Origin of the sequence: Kitasatospora sp. NPDC048298, assembly GCF_043201465.1 — a bacterium.
Lineage (GTDB): Bacteria > Actinomycetota > Actinomycetes > Streptomycetales > Streptomycetaceae > Kitasatospora.
Map to the genome: position 1 here is coordinate 62,125 of NZ_JBICYZ010000026.1, position 25,741 is coordinate 87,865.

26 protein-coding genes and 1 pseudogene are annotated in these 25,741 nt (G+C 73.1%); 24 read left to right on the plus strand and 3 right to left on the minus strand.

Annotation, left to right across the window (positions count from 1 at the left end):
* Window positions 1-20 precede the first annotated feature (20 nt).
* Genes priA through hisF form a run of 3 tightly spaced genes read left to right on the plus strand, consistent with a single transcriptional unit; the run spans window position 21 to window position 1,983 of the window.
* Entirely contained in the window at window positions 21-743 is a 723-nt protein-coding gene (gene priA / locus ACGF0D_RS20355; protein WP_392869257.1) for a bifunctional 1-(5-phosphoribosyl)-5-((5-phosphoribosylamino)methylideneamino)imidazole-4-carboxamide isomerase/phosphoribosylanthranilate isomerase PriA, read from the plus strand.
* Window positions 740-1,216, plus strand: coding sequence for a RidA family protein (locus ACGF0D_RS20360; RefSeq protein ID WP_392869255.1), 477 nt, complete (start codon window positions 740-742; stop codon window positions 1,214-1,216). Before priA ends, ACGF0D_RS20360 begins: the two co-directional genes overlap by 4 nt.
* Complete coding sequence (hisF, locus tag ACGF0D_RS20365; RefSeq protein WP_392869253.1) at window positions 1,213-1,983, plus strand: imidazole glycerol phosphate synthase subunit HisF; 771 nt, start codon at window positions 1,213-1,215, stop codon at window positions 1,981-1,983. Before ACGF0D_RS20360 ends, hisF begins: the two co-directional genes overlap by 4 nt.
* Before the next feature lie 87 nt (window positions 1,984-2,070).
* Here the strand turns inward: hisF and ACGF0D_RS20370 are convergent, their stop codons facing one another.
* Both ACGF0D_RS20370 and ACGF0D_RS20375 read right to left on the minus strand, forming a co-directional pair.
* Window positions 2,071-2,850, minus strand: a complete 780-nt coding sequence (locus ACGF0D_RS20370; RefSeq protein ID WP_392918130.1) for a VOC family protein — start codon at window positions 2,848-2,850, stop codon at window positions 2,071-2,073.
* A 139-nt stretch (window positions 2,851-2,989) separates the two neighbouring features.
* Window positions 2,990-3,634, minus strand: coding sequence for a TIGR03085 family metal-binding protein (locus ACGF0D_RS20375; RefSeq protein WP_392918133.1), 645 nt, complete (start codon window positions 3,632-3,634; stop codon window positions 2,990-2,992).
* 108 nt (window positions 3,635-3,742) lie between these two features.
* Between ACGF0D_RS20375 and ACGF0D_RS20380 the strand changes: the two genes are divergently transcribed.
* Complete coding sequence (locus tag ACGF0D_RS20380; protein WP_392918195.1) at window positions 3,743-3,889, plus strand: hypothetical protein; 147 nt, start codon at window positions 3,743-3,745, stop codon at window positions 3,887-3,889.
* On the opposite strand, the pseudogene ACGF0D_RS20385 reads toward ACGF0D_RS20380, so the two are convergent.
* Window positions 3,844-4,158 (minus strand): annotated as a pseudogene (locus tag ACGF0D_RS20385) (hypothetical protein); the annotation flags it as partial. The gene ACGF0D_RS20380 and the pseudogene ACGF0D_RS20385 overlap by 46 nt on opposite strands.
* Window positions 4,159-4,303: 145 nt before the next feature.
* On the opposite strand from ACGF0D_RS20385, the gene ACGF0D_RS20390 reads away from it, so the two are divergent.
* The 20 genes from ACGF0D_RS20390 to ACGF0D_RS20485 all read left to right on the plus strand — a co-directional run bounded on the left by ACGF0D_RS20390 (window position 4,304) and on the right by ACGF0D_RS20485 (window position 25,711).
* Window positions 4,304-4,882, plus strand: coding sequence for a hypothetical protein (locus ACGF0D_RS20390; RefSeq protein ID WP_392918135.1), 579 nt, complete (start codon window positions 4,304-4,306; stop codon window positions 4,880-4,882).
* Between the two features lie 105 nt (window positions 4,883-4,987).
* Window positions 4,988-5,359 (plus strand): phosphoribosyl-AMP cyclohydrolase, encoded by a 372-nt coding sequence (hisI, locus tag ACGF0D_RS20395; RefSeq protein WP_392869245.1) that lies wholly within the window; start codon window positions 4,988-4,990, stop codon window positions 5,357-5,359.
* 38 nt (window positions 5,360-5,397) lie between these two features.
* Window positions 5,398-6,921: an anthranilate synthase component I gene (locus ACGF0D_RS20400; RefSeq protein ID WP_392918138.1), complete on the plus strand. Its 1,524-nt coding sequence runs from the start codon at window positions 5,398-5,400 to the stop codon at window positions 6,919-6,921.
* 20 nt (window positions 6,922-6,941) lie between these two features.
* The gene (locus tag ACGF0D_RS20405; RefSeq protein ID WP_392918141.1) at window positions 6,942-7,529 is read left to right on the plus strand and encodes a Uma2 family endonuclease; all 588 of its coding nucleotides are present in this window, start codon (window positions 6,942-6,944) and stop codon (window positions 7,527-7,529) included.
* Window positions 7,526-8,113, plus strand: a complete 588-nt coding sequence (locus ACGF0D_RS20410) for a TIGR02234 family membrane protein (RefSeq protein WP_392918144.1) — start codon at window positions 7,526-7,528, stop codon at window positions 8,111-8,113. The genes ACGF0D_RS20405 and ACGF0D_RS20410 overlap by 4 nt, the downstream gene beginning before the upstream one ends.
* Before the next feature lie 136 nt (window positions 8,114-8,249).
* Window positions 8,250-8,513 (plus strand): HGxxPAAW family protein, encoded by a 264-nt coding sequence (locus ACGF0D_RS20415; protein WP_392869239.1) that lies wholly within the window; start codon window positions 8,250-8,252, stop codon window positions 8,511-8,513.
* A gap of 102 nt (window positions 8,514-8,615) precedes the next feature.
* Complete coding sequence (locus ACGF0D_RS20420) at window positions 8,616-9,056, plus strand: DUF2752 domain-containing protein (RefSeq protein WP_392869237.1); 441 nt, start codon at window positions 8,616-8,618, stop codon at window positions 9,054-9,056.
* A 283-nt stretch (window positions 9,057-9,339) separates the two neighbouring features.
* Window positions 9,340-10,146, plus strand: a complete 807-nt coding sequence (gene trpC / locus ACGF0D_RS20425) for an indole-3-glycerol phosphate synthase TrpC (RefSeq protein ID WP_392918146.1) — start codon at window positions 9,340-9,342, stop codon at window positions 10,144-10,146.
* A 9-nt stretch (window positions 10,147-10,155) separates the two neighbouring features.
* Complete coding sequence (gene trpM, locus ACGF0D_RS20430; RefSeq protein WP_188296911.1) at window positions 10,156-10,305, plus strand: tryptophan biosynthesis modulator TrpM; 150 nt, start codon at window positions 10,156-10,158, stop codon at window positions 10,303-10,305.
* Between the two features lie 67 nt (window positions 10,306-10,372).
* Complete coding sequence (gene trpB, locus ACGF0D_RS20435; protein ID WP_392869234.1) at window positions 10,373-11,635, plus strand: tryptophan synthase subunit beta; 1,263 nt, start codon at window positions 10,373-10,375, stop codon at window positions 11,633-11,635.
* Window positions 11,636-11,637: 2 nt separating this feature from the next.
* A complete protein-coding gene (trpA, locus tag ACGF0D_RS20440; protein WP_392869232.1) occupies window positions 11,638-12,462 on the plus strand; it encodes a tryptophan synthase subunit alpha in 825 nt (274 codons plus the stop codon).
* A gap of 254 nt (window positions 12,463-12,716) precedes the next feature.
* On the plus strand, window positions 12,717-12,920 hold the full coding sequence (locus tag ACGF0D_RS20445; protein ID WP_392869230.1) for a hypothetical protein: 204 nt from the start codon (window positions 12,717-12,719) through the stop codon (window positions 12,918-12,920).
* 128 nt (window positions 12,921-13,048) lie between these two features.
* Complete coding sequence (locus ACGF0D_RS20450) at window positions 13,049-13,558, plus strand: MauE/DoxX family redox-associated membrane protein (protein WP_392869228.1); 510 nt, start codon at window positions 13,049-13,051, stop codon at window positions 13,556-13,558.
* Window positions 13,559-13,633: 75 nt separating this feature from the next.
* A complete protein-coding gene (locus ACGF0D_RS20455; RefSeq protein WP_392869226.1) occupies window positions 13,634-14,497 on the plus strand; it encodes a DsbA family protein in 864 nt (287 codons plus the stop codon).
* Window positions 14,498-14,616: 119 nt separating this feature from the next.
* Window positions 14,617-15,624: a prolipoprotein diacylglyceryl transferase gene (gene lgt / locus ACGF0D_RS20460; protein ID WP_392918149.1), complete on the plus strand. Its 1,008-nt coding sequence runs from the start codon at window positions 14,617-14,619 to the stop codon at window positions 15,622-15,624.
* A 148-nt stretch (window positions 15,625-15,772) separates the two neighbouring features.
* A complete protein-coding gene (locus ACGF0D_RS20465; protein WP_392869223.1) occupies window positions 15,773-16,510 on the plus strand; it encodes a VIT1/CCC1 transporter family protein in 738 nt (245 codons plus the stop codon).
* Window positions 16,511-16,928: 418 nt separating this feature from the next.
* Complete coding sequence (gltB, locus tag ACGF0D_RS20470) at window positions 16,929-21,530, plus strand: glutamate synthase large subunit (RefSeq protein ID WP_392918178.1); 4,602 nt, start codon at window positions 16,929-16,931, stop codon at window positions 21,528-21,530.
* Window positions 21,523-23,001 (plus strand): glutamate synthase subunit beta, encoded by a 1,479-nt coding sequence (locus tag ACGF0D_RS20475; RefSeq protein ID WP_392918151.1) that lies wholly within the window; start codon window positions 21,523-21,525, stop codon window positions 22,999-23,001. Before gltB ends, ACGF0D_RS20475 begins: the two co-directional genes overlap by 8 nt.
* Before the next feature lie 336 nt (window positions 23,002-23,337).
* Window positions 23,338-24,204, plus strand: coding sequence for a helix-turn-helix domain-containing protein (locus tag ACGF0D_RS20480; protein ID WP_392918154.1), 867 nt, complete (start codon window positions 23,338-23,340; stop codon window positions 24,202-24,204).
* 49 nt (window positions 24,205-24,253) lie between these two features.
* The gene (locus tag ACGF0D_RS20485; protein WP_392918181.1) at window positions 24,254-25,711 is read left to right on the plus strand and encodes an aldehyde dehydrogenase family protein; all 1,458 of its coding nucleotides are present in this window, start codon (window positions 24,254-24,256) and stop codon (window positions 25,709-25,711) included.
* The last annotated feature ends 30 nt before the right edge of the window (window positions 25,712-25,741 follow it).

The window sequence follows — 25,741 nt, forward strand, 5'->3', positions numbered from 1 at the left end:
TTCTGAGAGTTGGATCTCTGATGAGCCTCGAACTGCTGCCCGCCGTCGACGTCCGCGACGGCCAGGCCGTCCGCCTGGTCAAGGGCGCCTCCGGCACCGAGACCTCCTTCGGCGAGCCGCTCGCCGCCGCCCTCGCCTGGCAGAACGCCGGCGCCGAGTGGCTGCACCTGGTCGACCTGGACGCCGCCTTCGGCACCGGCTCGAACTACGAGCTGCTGCGCGAGGTCACCGCACAGCTGGACGTCAAGGTCGAGCTGTCCGGCGGCATCCGCGACGACGAGTCGCTCGCCCGCGCGCTCGCCACCGGCTGCACCCGGGTCAACCTCGGCACCGCCGCCCTGGAGGCCCCGGAGTGGGTCGCCAAGGCCATCGCCGAGCACGGCGACAAGATCGCCGTCGGCCTGGACGTGGTCGGCACCACCCTGCGCGGCCGCGGCTGGACCCGCGACGGCGGCCAGCTCTTCGAGGTGCTGGAGCGCCTCGACCGGGAGGGCTGCGCCCGCTACGTCGTCACCGACGTCAACCGCGACGGCACCCTGACCGGCCCCAACCTCCAGCTGCTGCGCGACGTCTGCGCCGCGACCGACAAGCCCGTCGTCGCCTCCGGCGGCGTCTCCTCGCTCGACGACCTGAGGGCGATCGCCTCGCTCGTCGCCGAGGGTGTCGAGGGCGCCATCGTGGGCAAGGCACTCTACGAGCAGAAGTTCACCCTCGAAGAGGCCTTGGAGGCGGTTTCCGGATGACGGACGGTCGGATCGTACGCGGCAGGGTCGCTGGATTCTCCCCCTGGGAGGACGAGTTCGGCTACGCCCGGGCGGTCGCCGCGGGTGACCACGTGCACGTGGCCGGCTCCACCGCCTGGGTGGACGGCCGGATCGAGCACGAGGGGGACCCGTACCGGCAGACCCTCGCCGCGTTCGGCGTCGGGCTCCACGCCCTGGCCGCGTACGGTCTGACCGCGCAGGACGTGGTGCGCACCCGGATGTACATCACCCACGTCCGCGACGCCGAGGACGTGGGCCGGGCCCACCGCGAACTCTTCGACGCCGCCCGCCCGGCGGCCACCATGGTGGTCGTCGAGGGACTGATCGACTCCCGGATGCTGGTCGAGGTCGAACTCGACGCGTATCGATCCGGGCTGGCAAGGATCCTGGAAACCCAGGAGCCCCCGAAGCCCCTGGAATCCCCGGAACCCCTGGAAGGCAAACAGCCGTGACCCTCGCAGTACGTGTCATCCCCTGCCTGGACGTCGACGCCGGGCGGGTGGTCAAGGGCGTCAACTTCCAGAACCTGCGCGACGCGGGCGACCCGGTCGAGATGGCCAAGCTCTACGACGCCGAGGGCGCCGACGAGCTGACCTTCCTCGACATCACCGCCTCCTCCGGCGACCGGGAGACCACCTACGACGTGGTCCGCCGCACCGCCGAGCAGGTCTTCATCCCGCTGACGGTCGGCGGCGGCATCCGCGCCGTCGAGGACGTCGACAAGCTGCTGCGGGCCGGTGCCGACAAGGTCGGCGTCAACACCGCGGCCATCGCCCGGCCGGAGCTGGTCCGCGAGATCGCCCAGCGGTTCGGGCGGCAGGTCCTGGTGCTCTCGGTGGACGCCCGGCGCTGCCCCGAGGGCACCGAGACGCCGTCCGGCTTCGAGGTCACCACCCACGGCGGGCGGCAGGGCACCGGCCTGGACGCCGTCGAATGGGCGGGCCGCGCCGCCGAGTTGGGCGCGGGCGAGATCCTGCTCAACTCGATGGACGCGGACGGCACCAAGGACGGCTACGACCTGGAGATGATCCGGGCCGTGCGCAAGGCCGTCTCGGTGCCGGTGATCGCCTCCGGCGGGGCCGGCAAGCTCGCGGACTTCGCGCCGGCCGTCGACGCGGGCGCGGACGCGGTGCTGGCCGCCAGCGTGTTCCACTTCGGGGACCTGCGGATCGGCGAGGTCAAGGGCGCGCTGCGGGAGGCCGGGCACCCGGTGCGGTGACGCTGCGTGCGTGACGAGGGCCCGCCCGGGAACCGCGGGCCCTCGCCGTGTGCTCGGGACCTCCGTGTACCCGGGAGTCCCGCGTGCTCAGGACTCCTGCGGCTCGCCGTGGATCAGCGCGAACGGGGCGCCGTTCGGGTCCGCCAGCCAGGCGATCCGGCCGACGTTCTCCACGTCCGAGGCCGCCATCAGCACCGAGCCGCCGACCGCCGTCGCGGCGGCCACCCGCGCGTCCACGTCCTCGGCGGCGAAGTACGGCGTCCAGGCGGAGGGCTGCTCCGGGGACATGGTCGGGGCGATGCCGCCGAAGCTGGTGTCCTCCTGGTCGCCCTCGGCGGTGGAGAGCACCCGGTAGGTCATGCCCGGCGACGGCTCGAACTTCTGCATCCGCCAGCCGAAGAGCTTCTCGTAGAAGGCGAGGGCGGCGTCCGGGCCGGAGGTGTGCAGCTCGGCCCAGACCAGGGCGCCCTCCTCGGAGACGGCGCCCAGCCCGGTGGTGCCGCCGGACTGCCAGAGGGCGAACTCGGCGCCCTGGGGGTCGGTGAGGGCGGCGAACCGGCCCTCCTGCATGACGTCCATCGGCGGCACCCGGACGGTCGCGCCGGCCTGTTCGGCGGCCTCCACGGTGGCGTCCGCGTCCCCGGTGCGGAAGTACGTCGTCCAGGCGGGCCGCGCGCCCGGGTCGAGGTTGCCGAGGGCTCCGACAGTCCTGCCGTCCAAGTGGAGGAACCCGTAGCCGCCGGCCTCGGGGATCTCCTGGAAGGTCCAGCCGAACACCTTGCCGTAGAACGCGGCGGTGGCGGGGATGTCCGGGCTGCCCAGGTCGATCCAGCAGGGCGAGCCGATGGGGAAGTCGGTGGTGAGCATTGCGGGGTGCTCCTTCGACGCGGAGGGACCGGGACGGTTCCATCGGGCGCGCCCACGCGCCACCCCGGCCACCTGCGAGTCTGCACCCGGGCCCGGACATCCGCAGCCGGAGGCCGTCCGCGCCGGACGGCCCGGGCCGCTACCGCGGCGGCAGCGGCAGCACGTGGCGCAGGGCCTCGACGGCGTCCGGGGCGCCGTCGACGGTGAGGGTGGTCCGGGCGCCGCGGCCGTAGGTGAAGAGGACGAGCTCGGCGGGTTCGCCGGCGAGGCGGACGGTGGGGGAGCCCGCGGGGCCGACGGTGAGGGAGCGGCCGTCGGGGTGGGTGAGGGCCAGGCGGACCGGGGACCGGCGGCCCGCCTCCATGCGGGCGATGAGGGGCAGACGGCGCCAGAGGGCCTCGGCGCGGCCCGGCGGGACGGGCTGCGGGGTCCAGTCCTCGGCCGCGCGCAGGACGTCCTCGGCGTGGACGTAGTACTCGATGGTGTTCGCGGCCTCGTCGGCGCCGGGCAGCGCGAACGGGGAGTAGACCGGCGGGCCGGCCCGGAACAGCCGCACCAGCTCCTCGTACGGCCGCTCGGCGTACTCGTCCTGCACCCGCCGCGTCCACCCGGCGAGGGCACCGACCCGGATGCCGGCCGCCGCGTCGGGGCGGCGCTCGCGGATCACCAGGTGGGCGGCCAGGTCCCGGGTGGTCCAGCCGGCGCAGAGGGTGGGGGCGTCCGGGCCGGCGGCGGTGAGCAGCCGGGCGAGGCGGTGGCGTTCGGCGAGGGCGTGGTTCGACATGGCGTCAGCCTAGGGCCTGCGGATCCGCGCCGGGGCGGGGCCGTTCCTGCTCGGGGGAGCGGAGACGGCCCCGCCCCGGTGGCGTCCGGGAGCACCGGTGGCCGACGGGTGGGGCTACCTCGGCAGGTCGTCGCGCTTGATCCGGCGGCCCTCACCAGCCAGACGCCGTCCCGCCGCACCGGGACGTCGTCGCAGGTGCTGCTGGACCGGGTCGTCGGCGTGTTGCCGCGCGGGATCCCCGGCACCAACGCGTAGCCGCTGACCCGCAGTTCGTCCTCGTCGCCGGACTCGACGTCGACCATGCCGAGCCAGCGCCGGCGCTGGACGCCGCGGCGGTCGTAGTCGTCGACGAGGGTACGGGCCGCGGCCGCGACGGCGGCCCGCCCGACGACGGCCGCAACGGGCCTCGAACTCGACGGCGGCCGGACGGCCGGCGCCGTCCGCACCCGTTCCGTCGGCCAGTCCGGCGGCGGCGTCCGCGGCCGGGCCCGGCGCCACCCTCGCAGCCGGGCCGCCGCGGCCACCCCCGTTCACCCGGCCGAAGGCGCGTCACCCGAACCCCCGTCCGCCCCCGAGCGCGACCGTTCGACCCCCGGCGCCGCCGCCCGGACGGGGTGAGTTCGGCGAACCGCCTGCCGGGGACGGGGCGGGTGGGCCATCCTCTTGGCCATGACCTCCGAGCAGCCGTCGCCCGCAGCCGGCTCCCGTCCGTCCCGGGGCCTGGTCCTCACCGTCGCCGCCGTGCTGGTCGTCCTGCTCGCGGTGGTGGCCACCGCGGTGCTGTGGCCGGACGACAGGAAGCCGGCCGCCGCGCCGCCCCCGCCCACCCCCACGGCCACGGAGACCCCGACGCCGACACCCACCCCGACGCCGACGCCGGCCAAGCCGCAGCCGCCGTACGCCTTCTTCCCGGTCGGCGCCTGCTTCGACCACCCGCAGCTGAGCCCGGTGATCACCAAGCCCGAGGAGCGGCCCTGCGCCGGCGAGCACGACGGCGAGGTGATCGCCGACCTCAGGCTCGCCGACGGCCTGACCGGTGAGATCCAGGTCGCCCTCGCCATGCGGGAGGGGTGCAAGGACGTCGAAGCCGCCGCCAGGGCCCACCAGACCGACGGAAGGACCTACTACGGCCGCCAGTTCGGCCCGGCGATGGCCAACTACCAGCAGGGCTGGCGCGACTACACCTGCACCCTGGCCGTCAGCAACAAGCAGGGCGGCCCCAAGCTCACCGGGCAACTGCATTCCTAGCGGTTCCCCGATTCCCAGCGGTTCCCCCGCGGGCGATCCGTGCCCCCGCGGGGGAGCGGGGCGGGGCACGCCGGGGCGGTGGGGCGGGCTGACACAATGGGGCTCATGTCCACCACACCCGCCACTCCCGGCAGCACCGCCCTCGCCCCCGAGATCGCCGCGCGGCTCAAGCGCACCGAGGACGGGCTGATCCCGGCCATCGCCCAGCAGTACGACACCGGCGAGGTGCTGATGCTCGGCTGGATGGACGACGAGGCGCTGCACCGCACCCTCACCACGGGCCGCTGCACCTACTGGAGCCGCAGCCGCCGTGAGTACTGGGTGAAGGGCGACACCTCCGGCCACGTCCAGGCGGTCAAGTCGGTGGCCCTGGACTGCGACGGCGACACCCTGCTGGTCAGGGTCGACCAGAGCGGCGCGGCCTGCCACACCGGCGACCGCACCTGCTTCGACGCCGACGTGCTCCCGCTGTCCTGACCCCACCCCGTCCACAACTCCAGAAGGTGCCGCCCGTCATGGATCTCGAAGCCTTCCGCAAGCTCGCCGTCGACACCCGGGTCATCCCGGTCACCCGCAGGCTCCTCGCGGACGGCCTCACCCCGATCGGCCTCTACCGCAGCCTCGCCGAGGAGCGGCCCGGCACCTTCCTGCTGGAGTCCGCCGAGCAGGGCCGCAGCTGGTCGCGCTACTCCTTCGTCGGGGTGCGCAGCGCCGCCGTGCTCACCGTCGGCCCGGACGGCGGGGCCCGCTGGCTCGGCACCCCGCCGGTCGGCATCCCCACCGACGGCGACCCGCTGGAGGTGCTGCGCGCCGCCCTCCAGGCGCTGCACACCCCGCGCATGACGGACGACGGCCTGCCGCCGCTCACCGGCGGCCTGGTCGGCTACCTCGGCTACGACATCGTCCGCCGGCTGGAGAAGCTCCCCGACCTCAACCCGGACGACCTCGGCCTGCCCGAGCTGACGATGCTGCTCGCCACCGACCTCGCCGTGCTCGACCACGTCGACGGCACGGTGCTGCTGATCGCCAACGCCGTCAACCACAACGACCTGGCCAGCGGCGCCGACGAGGCCTGGGCGGACGCGGTGGCCCGGCTGGACGCCATGGAGGCCGAGCTGTCCAAGCCGGTCGACCCGGGCCTGGCCACCTTCACCCCGGCCGGCCCCGGCGAGGTGCACTCGCCGTTCGGCGGCGAGCCGTACCGGGCCGCGGTGGAGGAGGTCAAGGAGCGGATCCGGGCCGGCGAGGCCTTCCAGGTGGTGCCCTCGCAGCGCTTCGAGGCGCCCTGCCCGGCCTCCGCGCTGGACGTCTACCGGGTGCTGCGCACCACCAACCCCAGCCCGTACATGTACCTGTTCCGCTTCCCCGGGCCGGACGGCGCCGCCGAGGGCGGCTTCGACGTGGTCGGCTCCAGCCCGGAGGCGCTGGTGAAGGTCACCGAGGGCGAGGCGATGGTGCACCCGATCGCCGGCACCCGGCACCGCGGGGCCACCCCGCACGAGGACGCGGAGCTGGCCGCCGAGCTGCTCGCCGACCCCAAGGAGCGGGCCGAGCACCTGATGCTGGTGGACCTCGGCCGCAACGACCTCGGCCGGGTCTGCGAGCCGGGCAGCGTCGAGGTGGTCGACTTCATGCAGATCGAGCGCTACAGCCACGTGATGCACATCGTGTCGACCGTCACCGGCAAGGTGGCGCCCGGGCGCACCGCCTTCGACGTGCTGACCGCCTGCTTCCCGGCCGGCACCCTGTCCGGCGCGCCCAAGCCGCGGGCGATGCGGATCATCGAGGAGCTGGAGCCCACCCGCCGCGGCCTGTACGGCGGCTGCGTCGGCTACCTGGACTTCGCCGGGGACTCGGACACCGCGATCGCGATCCGCACCGCGGTACTGCGCGAGGGCACCGCGTACGTGCAGGCCGGCGCGGGCGTGGTCGCCGACTCCGACCCGCACGGCGAGGACACCGAGTGCCGCAACAAGGCGGCCGCCGTGCTGCGGGCCGTCGCCACCGCCAATACGCTGCGGAGGCCGGAACTGTCCTGAGGCGCGAGGAGGCGGCCGGGATGCCCGAGGTGCCGTACGACGAGCTGCGCTGGGCGGTCGTGCTCGGCGCCGCCGGACAGCTCGGCGAGCAGCCGGCCGGTCACGGGCGGGTGCTGTCGGGGGTGGCGATCGACTTCCCGGCGGCGCCCGGCGGCCCGGGGCCGTACGGGCCCGACCGGCCGGACCGGGTGGTGCTCGCCCCGGACCTGGCCGTGCTCGCCCGGGACGCGGTGCGCGGCGGGCGGGGCCGGTTCGGCGCGGCCGGGGTCGAGGCGGTGCTGGAGGTGGCCCGGCCCGGTCTGGCGGAGGCGGCGAGGGCGTACGCGCGCAGCGGCGTGCCGCTGTACCTGGTGGTCGATCCGGCGGCGGCGGCCTGCACCCTGCACACCGCGCCGTCCCCCGAGGGCGTGTACCGGGAGGCCGAGCGGGTGCCCTTCGGCAACGACCTGTTCCTGGCGCTCGGCGGCCGCACGGTGGTGCTGCGGACGGACGAGTTCCCGACGCCGTCACCCGCTCCGTCCGCCGCGCCGCCCGACGCTCCGGACCCGGCGCCGTTCCCCACCCCGGGTACGGACCCGGGCGTCGGCCGGGGGATAGTGGACGGGTGACCGCAGAGCAGACCCCCGCCCCCGCCGCTCCCAGCCGCCGCACCCTCGGCGTGACGCTGCTGCTGACGGTGCTGAGCGCCGTCCTGGTGCTGACCGCGGCCGGGCGGACCTGGGCCGAGGGCCGGGCCGGCACCCTGGACGTGTCCGTCACCGGCGGCAAGATCTCCGAACTGCCCGGCGGGCTGGCCCTGGTGGGCCTCGCCGCGGCCGTCGCGGTGTTCGCGGTGCGCGGCGTCGGACGGCTGGCGGTCGGCGCGCTGACCCTGCTGGCCGGGCTCGGCGCGGCCGCCGCCTCGGTGGCCGGGGCGGGCGACACCGCCGCGCTGGACGCCGAGGCCGCCCGCAAGCTGGCGCTGACCGGATCGGCGGCCACCGAGGTCGCGCACACCGCCTGGCCGTGGGTCGCGCTGGTCGGCGGGCTGCTGCTGGCCCTGGCCGGCGTGCTCACCCTGCGGTACGGCCGGGGCTGGCCGGCCATGGGCAGCCGCTACGAGGCGCCGACCCGCAAGGCCCCGGTGAAGTCCGACACGCCGGGCGACCTGTGGAAGGCGCTGGACCGGGGCGAGGACCCGACCGCGGTGTGAGCCGCGGGCATGTGACGCGATAGACCCGCCACCCGCTTTGGGTCACCGATGTGTGGCCCGGCACAATGGAACCCGTCAACCCGCCGGCGGCCCCGCAGGCCCGGCCGGGCCCCGAGAGCCAAGGAGCACCACTCAGATGGCAGCAGCAGCACACGGCCACACCCCCGCCGCCTGGACCGGCGTCGTCATCTCCTTCGTCGGTTTCGGCGTCGCGGGCGTCGCGATGATCCTGCCGTCGGTGCTGCTCGTCTGGGTCGGCCTGGCGGTCGTCCTGGCCGGCGGCGTGGTCGGCAAGGCCATGTCCCTCGCGGGCATGGGCCAGCAGGCCAGCACCAACGTGTACAAGTCGGCCGAGGAGCAGATCGCGGCCCGTGAGGCCCGCGCCGTCGTCGCCGCCTGACGAACGGCTCGTCGCACCACACGTTTGTCGTACATCGGAACGGCGGGCGCGCCACGCCCGCCGTTTCGTCGTGTCCGGGCCCGACCCGGGCAGAATCGGGGCGTGACCTCCGCCCCCACCGCCTCCGCCCCGCCGCCCGTGCTGCGCCGGCTGAGCCCGCCGCTGACCGCGCTGGCGGCGGTGGCCGTCCCCGCCGCGTACGTCGCCGTGGTGGACCCGAACACCCCCGGGCACTACCCCGACTGCCCGTTCCTGACCGCCACCGGCTGGTGGTGCCCGGGCTGCGGGGGGCTGCGCTGCGTCCACGCGCTGACCCACGGGGACCTCACCGGAGCCCTGCACGACAACGCCGTCCTGGTCCTGCTGGTCGGGGTGCTGGCGGTGCTCTGGCTGCGCTGGGGCTGGGCCGCGCTGACCGGCGGTCCGCCGCCCAGGATCACCGTCGGGGCCCGGCGCTGGGCGCTGATCGCCCTGCTGGTGCTGGTGTTCACCGTGGTGCGGAACTCGGGGATCGGTGCCGGGCTGGCACCGCCGCTGGTCTGATCCGGCCACCCGGGCGCCCCTTCCGGCCACCGGACCGCCGCCCTCCCGGGCCGCCGTCGCCGGGCTCGAAGACCGGCCGAAAACCAGTGCGAAGACCGGCCGAAAACCGGTGCGGGGCCGGTGAAGCCGCAGCTGGGGGCCGTCCGCGCGGACGTCCGGTCCGCGAGACGCGGCTCGAACCGATGCGCCCCCCGCCGCCGGGTGCCGATACCATCGAAGAGCCGGTGGGCTGTCGCCCGCCGACTCGCGCCGACCAACTGGCAGAAAAGATGGGGGCTCCTGAGTGAGTGTGCTCGACTCGATCATCGAAGGGGTCCGCGAGGACCTCGCCGAGCGGCAGGCCCGGGTCTCCCTGGACGAGCTCAAGGAGCTCGCCGCCAGGGCCCCGGAGGCCAAGGACGGCGTCGCCGCCCTCAGGGGCGACGGGGTCCGGGTGATCTGCGAGGTGAAGCGCTCCAGCCCGTCCAAGGGCGCCCTGGCCTCGATCGCCGACCCGGCCGCCCTGGCGGTCGACTACGCGGCCGGCGGTGCGGCCGCGATCAGCGTGCTGACCGAGCGGCGCCGCTTCGGCGGCTCGCTGGCCGACCTCGACGCCGTCCGCGCCGCGGTGGACACCCCGGTCCTGCGCAAGGACTTCATGGTCACCGCCTACCAGCTGTGGGAGGCCCGCGCGCACGGCGCCGACCTCGCGCTGCTGATCGTCGCCGCCCTCGACCAGCCGGCCCTGGTGTCGCTGATCGAGCGCGCCGAGTCGATCGGCCTCACCCCGCTGGTGGAGGTGCACGACGAGGAGGAGATCAAGCGCGCGGTGGACGCCGGCGCCCGGATCATCGGCGTCAACGCCCGCAACCTCAAGACGCTCGAAGTGGACCGCAACACCTTCGAGAACGTCGTCCACGCCATCCCGGACGGCATCGTCAAGGTCGCCGAGTCCGGCGTGCGCGGCCCGCTGGACGTGATCAACTACGCCAACCTGGGCGCCGACGCGGTGCTGGTCGGCGAGACCCTGGTGACCGGCAAGGACCCGCGTGCCGCGGTCGCCGACCTGGTCGCCGCCGGGGCCCACCCCGCCGTCCGGCACAAGGACTGACGCCACCCGATGAAGATCGCCGCCCGACTCGCCCCCGGTTGCCGCCCGCGCGGCTGCCGCGCACCCGCGCGCCGGGTGCTGGGGCGTCGGGTGCGGTACGTCATCGGGTGCGAGCCCGGGCAGGTACCGGGACGGCGATGGCGCGTGACGTCCGGCTGACCGGCCCACCAGCCGGAGCGGCCGAGAAGACGTCATCGTCGTTCATCTCCGTTCAAGGGAAACCACCATGTCCGAGAAGGACTACCTGCCCGGTGCCCAGGTGCCGGACGCACGCGGCTACTTCGGCGCGTACGGCGGCCGTTTCATCCCCGAGGCGCTGGTCGCCGCGGTCGAGCAGGTCGCCGAGGAGTACGAGAAGGCCAAGGCCGACCCGGCCTTCGCCGCCGAGCTCGACGCGCTGCTCAAGGACTACACCGGGCGCCCGAGCCCGCTGACCGACGTGCACCGCTTCTCCGCCGAGGCGGGCGGCGCGCGCATCCTGCTCAAGCGCGAGGACCTCAACCACACCGGCTCGCACAAGATCAACAACGTGCTGGGCCAGGCGCTGCTCACCAAGCGGATGGGCAAGACCCGGATCATCGCCGAGACCGGCGCCGGCCAGCACGGCGTGGCCACCGCGACCGCCTGCGCGCTGTTCGGCTTCGACTGCACCATCTACATGGGCGAGGTCGACACCGAGCGCCAGGCGCTCAACGTCGCCCGGATGCGGATGCTCGGCGCCGAGGTGGTGGCCGTCAAGTCCGGCAGCCGGACGCTCAAGGACGCCATCAACGAGGCGTTCCGGGACTGGGTCGCCAACGTCGACTCCACCCACTACCTGTTCGGCACCGTCGCCGGGCCGCACCCGTTCCCGATGATGGTCCGGGACTTCCACCGGATCATCGGGGTCGAGGCGCGGCAGCAGGTGCTCGACCGGACCGGCCGGCTGCCCGACGCGGTCGTGGCCTGCGTCGGCGGCGGCTCCAACGCGATGGGGATCTTCCACGAGTTCATCCCGGACGCCGGGGTGCGGCTGGTCGGCTTCGAGGCGGCGGGCGAGGGCGCCGAGACGCCCCGGCACGCGGCCACCCTCACCAAGGGCGACCCGGGGGTGCTGCACGGCTCCCGGACGTACGTTCTGCAGGACGAGGACGGGCAGACCATCGAGTCGCACTCGATCTCGGCGGGCCTGGACTACCCGGGCGTCGGCCCGGAGCACGCCTGGCTGAAGGACACCGGGCGGGCCGAGTACCGGCCGGTCACCGACGACGCCGCGATGCAGGCGCTGCGGCTGCTGTCCCGCACCGAGGGGATCATCCCGGCCATCGAGAGCGCCCACGCGCTCGCCGGGGCGCTGGAGCTGGGGCGCGAGCTCGGGCCGGAGGCGACCATCCTGGTCTCGCTGTCGGGACGCGGGGACAAGGACATGCACACCGCGGCCCAGTACTTCGGACTGTACGACGAGCAGGCCGGCGGCTCGGGCGACGCCTCCGCCGAGGGGGGTAAGTGACCATGACTTCCAAGCTGAGCACCAGCAAGCTGAGCGGCCGGCTGGCGGCCGCCAAGGCCGAGGACCGGGCCGCGCTGATCGGGTACCTGCCGGCCGGCTTCCCGACCGTGGACGGCGGCATCCGGGCGATCAACGCGCTCATCGAGGGCGGCTGCGACGTGGTCGAGGTCGGGCTGCCGCACTCCGACCCGGTGCTGGATGGCGCGGTCATCCAGACCGCCGACGACATCGCCCTGCGGGGCGGCGTGCGGATCAAGGACGTGCTGCGGACCGTCCGGGAGGTCGCCGCGGCGCACCCCGAGGCCGCGGTGCTCGTGATGACGTACTGGAACCCGGTCGACCGCTACGGCGTGGCGCGCTTCGCGGCCGACCTGGCGGCCGCGGGCGGGGCCGGGTGCATCCTGCCGGACCTGCCGGTGGAGGAGTCCGAGGAGTGGCGCAAGGCGGCGGACGAGCACGGTCTTGACACCGTGTTCGTGGTCGCCCCCAGCAGCAAGGACGCCCGGCTGGCGGAGGTCACGGCGGCCGGCAGCGGCTTCGTGTACGCGGCCGCGGTGATGGGCGTGACCGGGACGCGGTCCGCCGTCGGGTCGATGGCCGAGGACCTGGTCGCCCGGACCAGGGCGACGACGGACCTGCCGGTCTGCGTCGGGCTCGGGGTCTCGGACGCGGTGCAGGCGGCGGAGGTCGCCCGGTTCGCGGACGGGGTGATCGTCGGGTCGGCGTTCGTCAAGCGGATCCTGGCCGCGGGCGAGGACGAGACGGCCGCGCTGGACGCGGTGCGGGCCCTGGCCGGGGAACTGGCCGAGGGCGTGCGCCGGCACTGACGCGCGGCAGGGACATCCGGCCGACGGCCCCCCACTCCAGCGGGAGTGGGGGGCCGTCGGCGTTCCACCCGGCGTCGCCGGTCCGCTGCGGGGCGCGGGCACGGGCGTGCGGCTCCGCTCCGCGCTCCCGGCCGGGCTCGCGGACCCGAACGGGTGAACAAGGGGTGGGGACACGCATCAGCCGGGGTTGACGGACGTTGAGAGGAGGGACGAGTGCACGAACGGTTTCGCGGTCGAGCGGAAGGGGTGAGCCGGTGCGGAGTCTCCAGCGGGCCGTCCTGCTGCGGGCGGCGACGGCCGTGTTGGTGCTCGGCGCCGCCGTCGGCGTGCACGTCCAGGTGGGGCACGCGCTGGCCAGACGGGGGGCCGAGCGGGCGGAGCGGGAGGCGGTGGCGTGCGCGCAGGCGGCCCGGCACCCCGAGCTGTTCGAGGCGGGGTGGTTGGCCGGATGTCGCTGACGCACGGATGTTCGTCACATCCGGACAGAACGTCACTCGTCCGGCTTAATTCCTGAATGCGGAGGAACCACTCTTCATCCCCCACGGTTCATCAGGGAGTGAACGAGCTTCCCGAGGGGGTTTCCCTGATGACCGCGCAGCCCGAGGGCTCCGCGCCCGCGCCGACGGCGCGCCGGCCGGTGCCGGCCTGGAGCGAGTGGCTCGGCACGGTCGTCCGGCTCGGCCTCGCGGTGGTCTGGGGGTGGGCCGGGCTGGCGAAGGTCTCCGACCCGGCGGAGGCCGCGCAGGCCGTCCGCGCCTACGAGATCCTCCCCGAAGGCCTGGTCAAGCCGATCGGCTACGGCCTGCCGTTCCTGGAGCTGGCACTGGCCGTGCTGCTGCTGGTGGGCCTCGGCGTCCGGCTGGTGGCCGGGATCTCCGCCGTGCTGCTGCTGGTCTTCATCGCCGGGATCGCCTCCGCCTGGGCGCGCGGCATCTCGATCGACTGCGGCTGCTTCGGCGGCGGCGGGCACGTCGACGAGTCCCAGACGAAGTACCTCCAGGAGATCCTGCGCGACACCGGGTTCCTGCTGATGGCCGGATGGCTGCTCTGGCGGCCCCGCACCCGGCTGTCGGTGGACGGCTGGCTGGCGAGCTGACCCCACCCGCCCCCCACGACCCCGCCCCCACATCCCGCACCCCGACGAAGGCCCCCGACCGTGGACGTCAACGCAATGAGCGAGAAGAACCGAGAAGGCAAGCGCACCGCCCGCGAGCGGATGCTGGAGCAGCGGGCGGCCGAGGAGGCCACCTCCAAGCGCAGGAAGAAGCTGATCGTCGGCGGTTCCGTGCTCGCGGTGATCGCCGCCGCGGTGATCGCCGGCGTCGTGGTGCAGAACCAGCGCTCCAAGCCGGAGACGCCCACCGCCGCCCCGGCCGGGACGATCGGCGACAAGAGCCTGGTCATCCCCGTCGGCGCCGCCGACGCGCCCTCCGTCCTCACGGTCTACGAGGACCCGCGCTGCCCCGCCTGCGGCACCTTCGAGCGCGAGTTCTCGTCCACCATCGACCAGATGGAGGACGCCGGGAAGATCTACACGAACTACCACATCGTGTCGTTCATCGACCGGGCCGTGGGCGGCAAGGGCTCCAGGACCGCCGCCAACGCGCTCGGCTGCGCCCAGGACGCCGGGCACTTCCGGGACTTCCACGACGTGCTGTACCGCAACCAGCCGGACGAGACCAACGACGCCTTCGGCGACAAGAACGTGCTGCTCGGCCTCGCCAAGCAGGTCAACGGCCTGGACACGCCCGAGTTCCAGGCCTGCGTCAACGACAACAAGTTCGGCGGGTGGGTGTCCGCGGTGCAGCAGGACTTCGACAAGTCCAGCTTCAAGTCCACCCCGACGGTGCTGCTCAACGGCCAACCGATCTACCCGAAGAACGGCAGCGAGGAGATCACCCCCGCCAACCTGGCGAAGTGGGTGGACGCCGCGAACCAGGGCAAGCAGCTGGGCACGCCGGGTTCGCACGGGCAGAGCCCGGCGCCGACCAGCGCCGCCTCGGAGGCCAACAACCCGTCGCCGACGGCCGGCTGAGCCCGTTCCACCGTGCCGCCCCCTCCCCGTCCGGAGGGGGCGGCGCCGTCCGTTGTTCGGTTTCTGTGACCCCAGGGGTGTCCGAGCGGGCCGCCGGACCCTGTAGCGTCGGAACTGCCATGGATATCGCCTACATTCCCAGCCCGTCGCGGGGCGTCCTGTACCTCGGACCGATCCCGCTGCGCGCCTACGCCTTCTGCATCATCCTCGGTGTCGTCGTCGCCGTCTGGCTCGGCAGCAAGCGCTGGGTCGCCCGGGGCGGTGCCAAGCACACCGTCGGCGACATCGCCGTGTGGGCCGTGCCGTTCGGCCTGGTCGGCGGCCGCCTCTACCACGTGATCACCGACGGCGGCCGACTGTACTTCGCCGAGGGGAAGAACCCCTGGGACGCCCTCAAGATCTGGGAGGGCGGCCTCGGCATCTGGGGCGCGGTCGCGCTGGGCGCGGTCGGCGCCTGGATCGGTGCCCGCCGCCGGGGCGTGCCGCTGCCCGCGTACGCCGACGCCATCGCGCCGGGCATCGCGCTCGCGCAGGCGCTGGGCCGCTGGGGCAACTACTTCAACCAGGAGCTGTACGGCCGGTCGACCACCCTGCCGTGGGGCCTGGAGATCGACAAGACGCTGGCGAACGGCGAGGTCGTGAAGGGTGTCTACCACCCGACCTTCCTGTACGAGTCGCTGTGGTGCGTCGGTGTCGCGCTGCTGGTGATCTGGGCGGACCGCCGCTTCACGCTGGGCCACGGCCGGGCGTTCGCGCTGTACGTGGCCGCGTACACGGTGGGCCGGTTCTGGATCGAGTGGCTGCGGATCGACGACGCCCACGTCTACTTCGGCCTGCGGCTGAACGACTGGGTGTCCATCGCGGTGTTCGCGGGCGCGGTGGCGTACTTCGTGATCGTGGGCCGGATGCGGCCCGGGCGGGAGGACCCGGCGAGCATCGACCCGGCCGCGCACCTGGCGGAGGACGCCGAGCCCGCCGACAAGGGCGGGAAGGGCGCCGGGGAGAAGGCCGACGGGAAGGCCGTGGACAAGGCCGACGGGAAGCCGGTGCTGCGCGAGCCGGCCGGGCCCGTGGACGCGGAACCGGCCGCCGGGACGGCCGGCAAGGACGCCAAGAACCCGATCTGACCAGGGGTTTTCCCCCGACTGAGGCCACCCTTCGCGAACGCCGCGAAGGGTGGCCTCAGTGGTGTTCGGACAGCCTTACTTTGCTGGAAATGCCCAGGTCAGGCGGGCTACGGTCAGGGCCGAGGAACGACGACGGAGGGGAAGAACGATGAGTGCGACCGCTGTGGAGGCCGACGCCGGGCACCAGCCGCGGATACCCGCGGCCGACCACCACCGGGACGTCAACGGCGGCTGGCTGCGGCCGGCCGTGTTCGGCGCGGTGGACGGACTGGTGTCCAACTTCGCGCTGATGACCGGGGTGGTCGGCGGTGCGGCGTCCAACGGGACGGTGATCCTGACCGGACTGGCGGGCCTGGCGGCCGGCGCCTGCTCGATGGCGGCGGGGGAGTACACCTCGGTGGCCTCGCAGCGGGAGCTGGTGCAGGCCGAGATCGAGGTCGAGCGGCTGGAACTGAGCCGCAACCCGCACGGCGAGCTGGCCGAGCTGGCCCAGCTGTACGTCTCGCGCGGGGTGGACCCGGAACTGGCCCACGAGGTGGCCCGGCAGCTGTCCGCGGACCCGGAGCTGGCCCTGGAGGTGCACGCCCGCGAGGAGCTGGGCGTCGACCCGACCGACCTGCCCTCGCCGCTGGTGGCGGCCGGCTCGTCGTTCCTGTGCTTCGCGCTCGGCGCGCTGCTGCCGCTGCTGCCGTACCTGCTGGGGGCGACCGCGCTGCTGCCCGCCCTGCTGCTGGCGGGGGCCGGACTGTTCCTGTGCGGCGCGGTGGTGGCCCGGGTGACGGCCCGCAGCTGGTGGTTCAGCGGGCTGCGGCAGCTGGTGCTGGGCGGCGCGGCCGCCGGGGTGACCTACCTGCTCGGGTGGCTGATCGGCGGCCACGTGGGCTGAGTGCGGCAGTGCATGACTATGCTGACTAGTGCGTGACGTTTCACACATGAGCGCCGGGCGGCGCCTGGCAGTGTCTCATCATTCGGGCCCCCGAGCCGCGGATTCGTACCCGCGGACGGGCTCCCGGAATGGAATCCCAGGCATCCATGATCGGCTTCCGTGGCGAGGCGGTTTCGCCCCTGTTTCAGGCCGTGGACGGTTGGGCACAATCGTCGGGACGTGCACTGTGGCGCGTCCTCTCACACACCCCCTGGCCTGCGCGTCGTCCCGCCATCTGGACGGGATATTTCCGCTTCTCGGGATCACGGGCATCATGTAACTTGCACGACACCGCACCATCGCATCAGGGCCAACGTCGTCCCTACTTGCACCAACTTGCCGAAAGACGACGACGGGAGAGCCGATGCTGTCTGCATCCATGCACTCCGCCAACGAGCCCCAGGCCGGCACCGCCCGCCGGCCCTACGCGCTCGTGCCGGATGCGCGACCTGCTGCTCAGGGCCTGTACGACCCGCGGAACGAGCACGACGCCTGTGGCGTCGGTTTCGTCGCCACGCTGACCGGCATCGCCGACCACACCATCGTCGAGCAGGCGCTGAACGTCCTGCGCAACCTGGAGCACCGCGGCGCCACCGGCGCCGAGCCCGACTCCGGCGACGGTGCGGGCATCCTGACCCAGGTCCCGGACGCCTTCCTGCGCGGGAAGGTCGACTTCGAACTCCCGGCCGCCGGCGCCTACGCCGTCGGCATCGCCTTCCTGCCGGACGAGGACACCGCCGACGCCGCCGCCGTCGCGCAGGTCGAGGCCATCGCGGCCGAGGAGGACCTGACCGTCCTCGGCTGGCGCGACGTCCCCGTCACCCCCGACCTGCTCGGCGCCACCGCACGCGGCGTGATGCCGCGTTTCCGGCAGCTCTTCCTGGCGAAGGACGGCCTGGCCGGCATCGAGCTGGACCGGATCGCCTTCGTGGTCCGCAAGCGCGCCGAGCGCGAAGCCGGGCTGTACTTCCCGTCGCTGTCCGCGCGCACCATCGTCTACAAGGGCATGCTGACCACCGGCCAGCTCGAACCCTTCTTCCCCGACCTGTCGGACCGCACCTACGCCTCCGCGATCGGCCTGGTGCACTCCCGGTTCTCCACCAACACCTTCCCGAGCTGGCCGCTCGCCCACCCGTACCGCTTCGTCGCGCACAACGGCGAGATCAACACCGTCAAGGGCAACCGCAACTGGATGCGGGCCCGGGAGTCGCAGCTCGCCACCGACCTCATCCCGGCCAACAGGAACGGGCAGGGTCTCAGCCGGATCTTCCCGATCTGCACCCCCGAGCACTCCGACTCCGCCTCCTTCGACGAGGTCCTGGAACTGCTCCACCTCGGCGGCCGCTCGCTGCCGCACGCGGTGCTGATGATGATCCCGGAGGCGTGGGAGAACCACGCCACCATGAGCCCCGACCGCCGCGCCTTCTACCAGTACCACTCCAACCTGATGGAGCCCTGGGACGGCCCGGCCTGCGTCACCTTCACCGACGGCACCCGGATCGGCGCCGTGCTCGACCGCAACGGCCTGCGCCCCGCCCGCTACTGGATCACCGAGGACGGCCTGGTCGTCCTCTCCTCCGAGGTCGGCGTGCTCGACATCGACCAGGAGAAGGTCGCCAAGAAGGGCCGCCTCCAGCCCGGCCGGATGTTCCTGGTGGACACCACCGAGGGCCGCATCGTCGAGGACGACGAGATCAAGTCCGCCCTCGCCGCCGAGCACCCCTACGAGGAGTGGGTCGAAGGCGGACAGATCCAGCTCGCCAAGCTCCCCGAGCGCGAGCACATCGCCCACACCCACGCCTCCGTCACCCGCCGCCAGCAGACCTTCGGCTACACCGAGGAGGAACTGCGCGTCATCCTCGCCCCGATGGCGCGCACCGGCGCCGAGGCGCTCGGCTCGATGGGCACCGACTCGCCCATCGCCGCGCTGAGCGAGAAGCCCCGCCTGCTGTTCGACTACTTCGTGCAGCTCTTCGCACAGGTCACCAACCCGCCGCTGGACGCCATCCGCGAGGAACTCGTCACCTCGCTGCTCTCCAACCTCGGCCCCGAGGGCAACCTGCTGACCGCCGAGGCCGCGTCCTGCCGCTCGGTCGGCATCACCTTCCCGGTGATCGACAACGACGAACTGGCCAAGCTCGTCCACATCAACGCCGACGGCGACCAGCCCGGCCTCAAGGCCGTCACGCTCTCCGGCCTCTACAGGGTCGCCTCCGGCGGCGAGGGCCTCGCCTCCCGCCTCGCCGAGATCGCCGCCGAGGCCGACGCGGCGATCGCCGACGGCGCCCGGATCATCGTGCTCTCCGACCGGCACTCCGACGCCGAGCACGCCCCGATCCCCTCCCTGCTGCTCACCTCGGCCGTCCACCACCACCTGATCCGCACCAAGCAGCGCACCCAGGTGTCACTGCTCGTCGAGGCCGGCGACGTCCGCGAGGTGCACCACGTCGCCCTGCTGATCGGCTACGGCGCCGGCGCGGTCAACCCGTACCTGGCGATGGAGACCGTCGAGGACCTCGTCGCCCAGGGCGTCTTCATCCAGGGCCTCGAAGCCGAGAAGGCCATCAGGAACCTGATCAAGGCACTCGGCAAGGGCGTCCTCAAGGTCATGTCCAAGATGGGCATCTCGACCGTCGCCTCCTACCGCGGCGCCCAGGTGTTCGAGGCCATCGGCCTCGCCCAGGACCTCGTCGACGGCTACTTCGCCGGCACCACCACCAAGCTCGGCGGCATCGGCCTGGAGGAGATCGCCCGCGAGACCGCCGCCCGGCACGCCAAGGCGTACCCGGCCTCCGGCATCCCGGCCGCGCACCGCGCCCTGGAGATCGGCGGCGAGTACCAGTGGCGCCGCGAGGGCGAACCGCACCTGTTCGACCCGGACACCGTCTTCCGCCTCCAGCACGCCACCCGCAACCGCCGGTACGACATCTTCAAGCAGTACACGGACCGGGTGAACGAGCAGTCCGAGCGGCTGATGACCCTGCGCGGCCTGTTCCGACTGGACGGCCTCGACCGGGAGCCGATCCCGGTCGCGGAGGTCGAGCCCGTCTCCGAGATCGTCAAGCGCTTCTCCACCGGCGCCATGTCCTACGGCTCGATCTCGCGCGAGGCCCACGAGACCCTGGCCATCGCGATGAACCGCCTCGGCGGCAAGTCCAACACCGGCGAGGGCGGCGAGGACCCGGACCGCCTGTACGACCCGGAGCGCCGCTCCGCGATCAAGCAGGTCGCCTCCGGCCGCTTCGGCGTCACCTCCGAGTACCTGGTCAACGCCGACGACATCCAGATCAAGATGGCCCAGGGCGCCAAGCCCGGCGAGGGCGGCCAGCTGCCCGGCCACAAGGTCTACCCGTGGGTCGCCAGGACCAGGCACTCCACCCCCGGCGTCGGCCTGATCTCCCCGCCCCCGCACCACGACATCTACTCGATCGAGGACCTCGCCCAGCTGATCCACGACCTCAAGAACGCCAACCCGGCGGCCCGCATCCACGTGAAGCTGGTCTCCGAAGTCGGCGTCGGCACGGTCGCGGCGGGCGTCTCCAAGGCCCACGCCGACGTGGTCCTGGTCTCCGGACACGACGGCGGCACCGGCGCCTCGCCGCTCACCTCGCTCAAGCACGCCGGCGGCCCCTGGGAACTCGGACTCGCCGAGACCCAGCAGACCCTGCTGCTCAACGGGCTGCGCGACCGCATCGTCGTCCAGACCGACGGCCAGCTGAAGACCGGCCGCGACGTCGTGATCGCCGCGCTGCTCGGCGCCGAGGAGTTCGGCTTCGCGACCGCCCCGCTGGTCGTCTCCGGCTGCATCATGATGCGCGTCTGCCACCTGGACACCTGCCCGGTCGGCGTCGCCACCCAGAACCCTGTGCTGCGCGAACGGTTCTCCGGCAAGCCCGAGTTCGTCGTCAACTTCTTCGAGTTCATCGCCGAGGAGGTCCGGGAGATCCTGGCCTCGCTGGGCCTGCGCTCGATCGAGGAGGCCGTCGGCCACGCCGAGCACATCGACGCCCGGGCCGCGATCGACCACTGGAAGGCCGCCGGGCTCGACCTCGCCCCGCTGTTCCACGTGCCGGAGCTGCCCGAAGGGGCCGCCCGCCACCGCACCACCGCCCAGGACCACGCGCTCGACAAGGCGCTGGACAACCAGCTCGTCGAGCTCGCCCAGGACGCCCTGGAGCGCGGCGAGACCGTCCGCATCGAGCTGCCGATACGCAACGTCAACCGCACCGTCGGCACCATGCTCGGCCACGAGGTCACCAAGCGGTACCGCGGCGAGGGCCTGCCGGAGGGGACCATCGACGTCACCTTCACCGGCTCCGCCGGGCAGTCCTTCGGCGCGTTCCTGCCGCGCGGCGTGACCCTGCGACTGGAGGGCGACGCCAACGACTACGTCGGCAAGGGCCTCTCCGGCGGCGTCGTCATCGTCCGCCCGGCCCGCGAGGCTGCCGCCATCGGCAACGACGCGCAGAACCACGTCATCGCCGGCAACACCATCGGCTACGGCGCCACCTCCGGCCGCGTCCACCTGCGCGGCAAGGCCGGCGAGCGCTTCGCCGTCCGTAACTCCGGGGCCACCCTCGTCGTCGAGGGCGTGGGCGACCACGGCCTGGAGTACATGACCGGCGGCCGGGTCGTCGTCCTCGGCGAGACCGGACGCAACCTCGCGGCGGGCATGTCCGGCGGCATCGCGTACGTCCTGGACCTGCGCCCCGCCAACGTCAACGACGGCATGGTGGCCATCGAGGCCCCCACCGCCGCCGACCGCGACTGGCTGCGCGAGACCGTGCAGCAGCACTACGAGGAGACCGGCTCCACCGTCGCCGCCGAGCTCCTGGCGGACTGGGGCAGCGGGGTCTCCCGCTTCTCCAAGATCATGCCGACCGACTACAAGGCAGTGCTCGCCGCCAAGGACGCCGCTGAGCGCGACGGCCTCTCCGAGGCCGAGACCACCGCGAAGATGATGGAGGCGGCTAATGGCTGACCCCAAGGGCTTCCTGACCACGCCCAAGCAGCTGGCGGAGCGCCGCCCGGTCGACGTCCGGATCAAGGACTGGAACGAGGCCTACGTCGAACGCAGCCTCCTGCCGATCATCACCAAGCAGGCCGGCCGCTGCATGGACTGCGGCATCCCCTTCTGCCACAACGGCTGCCCGCTCGGCAACCTCATCCCCGAGTGGAACGACCTCGCCTACCGGGACGACTTCGTCGGCGCCATCGAGCGGCTCCACGCCACCAACAACTTCCCGGAGTTCACCGGCCGCCTCTGCCCGGCCCCGTGCGAGTCCGCGTGCGTCCTCGGCATCAACCAGGACGCGGTGACCATCAAGAACGTCGAGGTCACCATCATCGACAAGGCCTGGGACCGCGGCGGGGTCACCCCGCAGGTGCCCGAGCGGCTCTCCGGCAAGACCGTCGCCGTCGTGGGCTCGGGACCGGCCGGCCTCGCCGCCGCCCAGCAGCTCACCCGCGCCGGGCACACCGTCGTGGTGTACGAGCGCGCCGACCGGATCGGCGGGCTGCTGCGCTACGGCATCCCCGAGTTCAAGATGGAGAAGCGCCACATCAACCGCCGCATCGAGCAGATGCGAGCCGAGGGCACCCGGTTCCGCACCGGCGTCCACGTCGGCGAGGACATCACCGGACAGCAGCTGCGCGAGCGCTTCGACGCCGTGGTCGTCGCGGCCGGCGCCACCACCGCCCGCGACCTGCCGGTGCCCGGACGCGAGCTCAAGGGCGTCCACCAGGCCATGGAGTACCTGCCGCTGGCCAACAAGGTGCAGGAAGGCGACTTCGTGGAGTCGCCGATCAGCGCCAAGGGCAAGCACGTCGTCGTGATCGGCGGCGGCGACACCGGCGCGGACTGCGTCGGCACCGCGCACCGGCAGGGGGCGGCCTCCGTCACCCAGCTGGAGATCATGCCCCGGCCCGGCGAGGAACGGCCCGGGCACCAGCCGTGGCCGACCATGCCGATGACCTACAAGGTCACCTCCGCCCACGAGGAGGGCGGCGAACGGGTCTACTCCGTCAACACCACCCGCTTCACCGGCTCCGCCCCCGAAGAGGGACAGGCGGTCGGCAACGTCCAGGAACTGCACCTCGTCGAGGTGCAGTTCAAGGACGGCCGGTTCGAGCCGGTGCCCGGCACCGAGCGGGCCATCCCCGCGCAGCTCGTCACCCTGGCCATGGGCTTCACCGGGACGGACGTGCGCAACGGACTGGTCGAGCAGCTGGGAGCGGACCTCGACGCGCGCGGTAACATTGCCCGTGATGGCCGGTTCGCCACCAATGTCGATGGCGTGTACGTCTGCGGAGACGCCGGCCGTGGCCAGTCGCTGATCGTCTGGGCCATCGCGGAAGGCCGTTCGGCCGCAGCCGCGGTGGACAGGTACCTGGGCGGCAAGACCCCGCTTCCCGCCCCGATCCGGCCCACCGACCGCCCCCTGGTGGTCTGACGGCGGACGGTCTCCGACCGGCCCCCACCGAACCCCCGGCGCCGCATCGCCGGGAGCTCAACCCGCTGCCCCCGCCAGCGTCGCCGGGCCAACGCGGTCTCCTGGCGCCTGCCCTCTTCCCCGACCAGTTGGAGGGCGGGCGCCGTCGCGTTTCCCGGGGCCAGGACCCCGCAACCGCGACAACCCACCGGACACCCGGGGCACGTCTCCCGGAACCCGGCCGGAGCCGACCGCAACCCCCACGGTTCGCAAGGCAGCGGGCTGTTGTTCGTCGGTGCCAGGTGGCAGACTGCGGCCGACGGCCGGGGGGCTGGGCGAGTGCGGAGGACGACTTCGATGGGCACGACTCAGGCAGGCGGGGGCGCCACCGTACGGCGTCTGCAGCTCGGCACCCAGCTGCGCAAGCTCCGCGAGGCCAGAGGCGTCAGCAGGGAGGAAGCCGGATACTCGATCCGGGCCTCCGAATCCAAGATCAGCCGGATGGAACTCGGCCGGGTCGGCTTCAAGGAACGGGACGTCGCCGACCTGCTGACCCTCTACGGAGTCGAGGCCGAACAGGAACGCGCCACCGTCCTCGGCCTGCTGCGCGACGCCAACGCCAGCTCCTGGTGGCACGAGTACGGAGACGTGCTGCCCGGCTGGTTCCAGAACTACCTGGGCCTGGAGGAGGCCGCGGCCGAGATCCGCAGCTACGAGGTCCAGTTCGTCCACGGGCTGCTCCAGACCGCCGACTACGCCCGCGCCGTGGTCACCGCCGGCTGCCACGCCAACGGGCCGGAGGAGATCGAGCGCCGCGTCGACGTACGGCTCAAGCGGCAGGCGGTCCTGACCGGCGAGCGGGCACCGCACCTGGTCGCCGTCCTGGACGAGGCCGCGCTGCGCCGCCCCTGGGGCGGACCGGAGCTGATGCGCGGCCAGCTGGACCGGCTGCTGGAGGCCGGCGAACTGCCCAACGTCCGGATCCAGGTGCTGCCGCTGGGCAACGCCGGACTGAGCGCGGAGAGCGGCGCCTTCACCGTCCTGGGCTTCTCCGAGGCCGAGTTGGCGGACGTGGTGTACCTGGAACAGTTCACCACCGCGCTCTACCTCGACAAGCCCGCCGAGGTGGCCGAGTACCGCAAGGCCATGGACGACCTGCTCGCCGACAGCCTGAGCCCGGAGCGGACCCGCGACCTGCTGCACGCGGTGCGCCAAGAGCTCTGATCCGTCAGTACGATGATTTCCCATCAGGTCGGTGCATGAGAGGGAACAGATGTCGTACTTCTCCGAGTTGGCGCTGCAGTACATCGATGGCGAGTGGCGCAGCGGCAGCGGCTCCTGGGACATCGTCGACGTCGATCCCTACACCGGTGACAAGCTCGCCACCATCACCGTCGCCACCGTCGCCGAGGTCGACCAGGCCTACCGCGCCGCCGAGCGCGCCCAGAAGGCGTGGGCCGCCGCCAACCCGTACCAGCGGCGGCTGGTCTTCGAGCGCGCGCTGCGACTGCTGGAGGAGCGCGAGCCGGAGATCGTCCAGGCGATCATGCTCGAACTCGGCGGCACCGCGCTGAAGGCGGGCTTCGAGCTGTCGCTGGTCAAGGACGTGCTGCGGGAGTGCCTGCACCTGTCGGTGGCCGCCGAGGGCCGGCTGCTGGCCTCGCCCGCCCAGGGCCGGGAGAACCGGCTCTACCGGCTGCCGGTCGGCGTCGTCGGCGTGATCAGCCCGTTCAACTTCCCGCTGTTCCTGGCGCTCAAGGCCGTCGCCCCGGCGCTCGCGCTCGGCAACGGCGTCGTCCTCAAGCCGCACCAGGAGACCCCGGTGGTCGGCGGCGGGCTGATCGCCAAGCTCTTCGAGGACGCGGGGCTGCCGCCCGGCCTGCTGAACGTGGTGGTCACCGACATCGCCGAGATCGGCGACAGCTTCCTGGAGCACCCGGTGCCCAAGGTGATCTCCTTCACCGGCTCCGACAAGGTCGGCCGGCACGTCGCCACCGTCGCCGCCGCGCACTTCAAGCGGACGGTCCTGGAGCTCGGCGGCAACAGCGCGCTGATCGTGCTGGACGACGCCGACGTGGACCACGCCGTGGACGCCGCCGTGTTCAGCCGCTTCGTCCACCAGGGGCAGGTCTGCATGGCCGCCAACCGGGTGCTGGTGGACCGGAGCGTCGAGGCCGAGTTCACCGAGAAGTTCGTCGCCAAGGTCGCCTCGCTCACCGTCGGCGACCCCAAGGACCCGGCCACCCACATCGGCCCGCTGATCAACCCCGTCCAGGCCGACAACCTCCTCGCCCAGGTCGACCAGGCGGTCGCGGCCGGCGCCACCGCGCTGCTGCGCGGCGGCACGGTCGGCAGCCTGATGTCGCCGACGGTGCTCACCGGCCTGGCGCAGGACGCGCCGATCCTGCGCAACGAACTCTTCGGCCCGGTCGTGCTGCTGGTGCCCTTCGACGGCGAGGACGAGGCCGTGCGGCTCGCCAACGACACCCCGTTCGGGCTCAGCGGCGCGGTGCACACCGCGAACGTCGAGCGCGGCGTGCGGCTCGCCCAGCGGATCGAGACCGGCATGATCCACGTCAACGGCGGCACCATCGCCGACGAGCCGGGCGTGCCCTTCGGCGGCGAGAAGAACTCCGGCGTCGGCCGCCTCAACGGCGAGTCCACGGTGGACGCCTTCACCACCGTGAAGTGGATCTCCGTCCAGCACGAGCGCGCGGTCTTCCCGTTCTGACCACGGGCCGCCGAACGGTGAGGGCCTCCT

Bases quoted from the DNA above. Each gene is read 5' to 3' on its own strand.
- ACGF0D_RS20475 (WP_392918151.1), top strand. From the start codon at position 21,523: ATGGCTGACCCCAAGGGCTTCCTGACCACGCCCAAGCAGCTGGCGGAG.
- ACGF0D_RS20480 (WP_392918154.1), top strand. From the start codon at position 23,338: ATGGGCACGACTCAGGCAGGCGGGGGCGCCACCGTACGGCGTCTGCAG.
- ACGF0D_RS20400 (WP_392918138.1), top strand. From the start codon at position 5,398: ATGGATCTCGAAGCCTTCCGCAAGCTCGCCGTCGACACCCGGGTCATC.
- priA (WP_392869257.1), top strand. From the start codon at position 21: ATGAGCCTCGAACTGCTGCCCGCCGTCGACGTCCGCGACGGCCAGGCC.
- ACGF0D_RS20390 (WP_392918135.1), top strand. From the start codon at position 4,304: ATGACCTCCGAGCAGCCGTCGCCCGCAGCCGGCTCCCGTCCGTCCCGG.
- gltB (WP_392918178.1), top strand. From the start codon at position 16,929: ATGCACTCCGCCAACGAGCCCCAGGCCGGCACCGCCCGCCGGCCCTAC.
- trpB (WP_392869234.1), top strand. From the start codon at position 10,373: ATGTCCGAGAAGGACTACCTGCCCGGTGCCCAGGTGCCGGACGCACGC.
- ACGF0D_RS20375 (WP_392918133.1), bottom strand. From the start codon at position 3,634: ATGTCGAACCACGCCCTCGCCGAACGCCACCGCCTCGCCCGGCTGCTC.
- ACGF0D_RS20455 (WP_392869226.1), top strand. From the start codon at position 13,634: ATGAGCGAGAAGAACCGAGAAGGCAAGCGCACCGCCCGCGAGCGGATG.
- ACGF0D_RS20370 (WP_392918130.1), bottom strand. From the start codon at position 2,850: ATGCTCACCACCGACTTCCCCATCGGCTCGCCCTGCTGGATCGACCTG.
- ACGF0D_RS20415 (WP_392869239.1), top strand. From the start codon at position 8,250: ATGGCAGCAGCAGCACACGGCCACACCCCCGCCGCCTGGACCGGCGTC.
- trpM (WP_188296911.1), top strand. From the start codon at position 10,156: ATGAAGATCGCCGCCCGACTCGCCCCCGGTTGCCGCCCGCGCGGCTGC.
- ACGF0D_RS20450 (WP_392869228.1), top strand. From the start codon at position 13,049: ATGACCGCGCAGCCCGAGGGCTCCGCGCCCGCGCCGACGGCGCGCCGG.
- lgt (WP_392918149.1), top strand. From the start codon at position 14,617: ATGGATATCGCCTACATTCCCAGCCCGTCGCGGGGCGTCCTGTACCTC.
- ACGF0D_RS20465 (WP_392869223.1), top strand. From the start codon at position 15,773: ATGAGTGCGACCGCTGTGGAGGCCGACGCCGGGCACCAGCCGCGGATA.
- ACGF0D_RS20405 (WP_392918141.1), top strand. From the start codon at position 6,942: ATGCCCGAGGTGCCGTACGACGAGCTGCGCTGGGCGGTCGTGCTCGGC.
- trpA (WP_392869232.1), top strand. From the start codon at position 11,638: ATGACTTCCAAGCTGAGCACCAGCAAGCTGAGCGGCCGGCTGGCGGCC.
- hisI (WP_392869245.1), top strand. From the start codon at position 4,988: ATGTCCACCACACCCGCCACTCCCGGCAGCACCGCCCTCGCCCCCGAG.
- ACGF0D_RS20485 (WP_392918181.1), top strand. From the start codon at position 24,254: ATGTCGTACTTCTCCGAGTTGGCGCTGCAGTACATCGATGGCGAGTGG.
- ACGF0D_RS20360 (WP_392869255.1), top strand. From the start codon at position 740: ATGACGGACGGTCGGATCGTACGCGGCAGGGTCGCTGGATTCTCCCCC.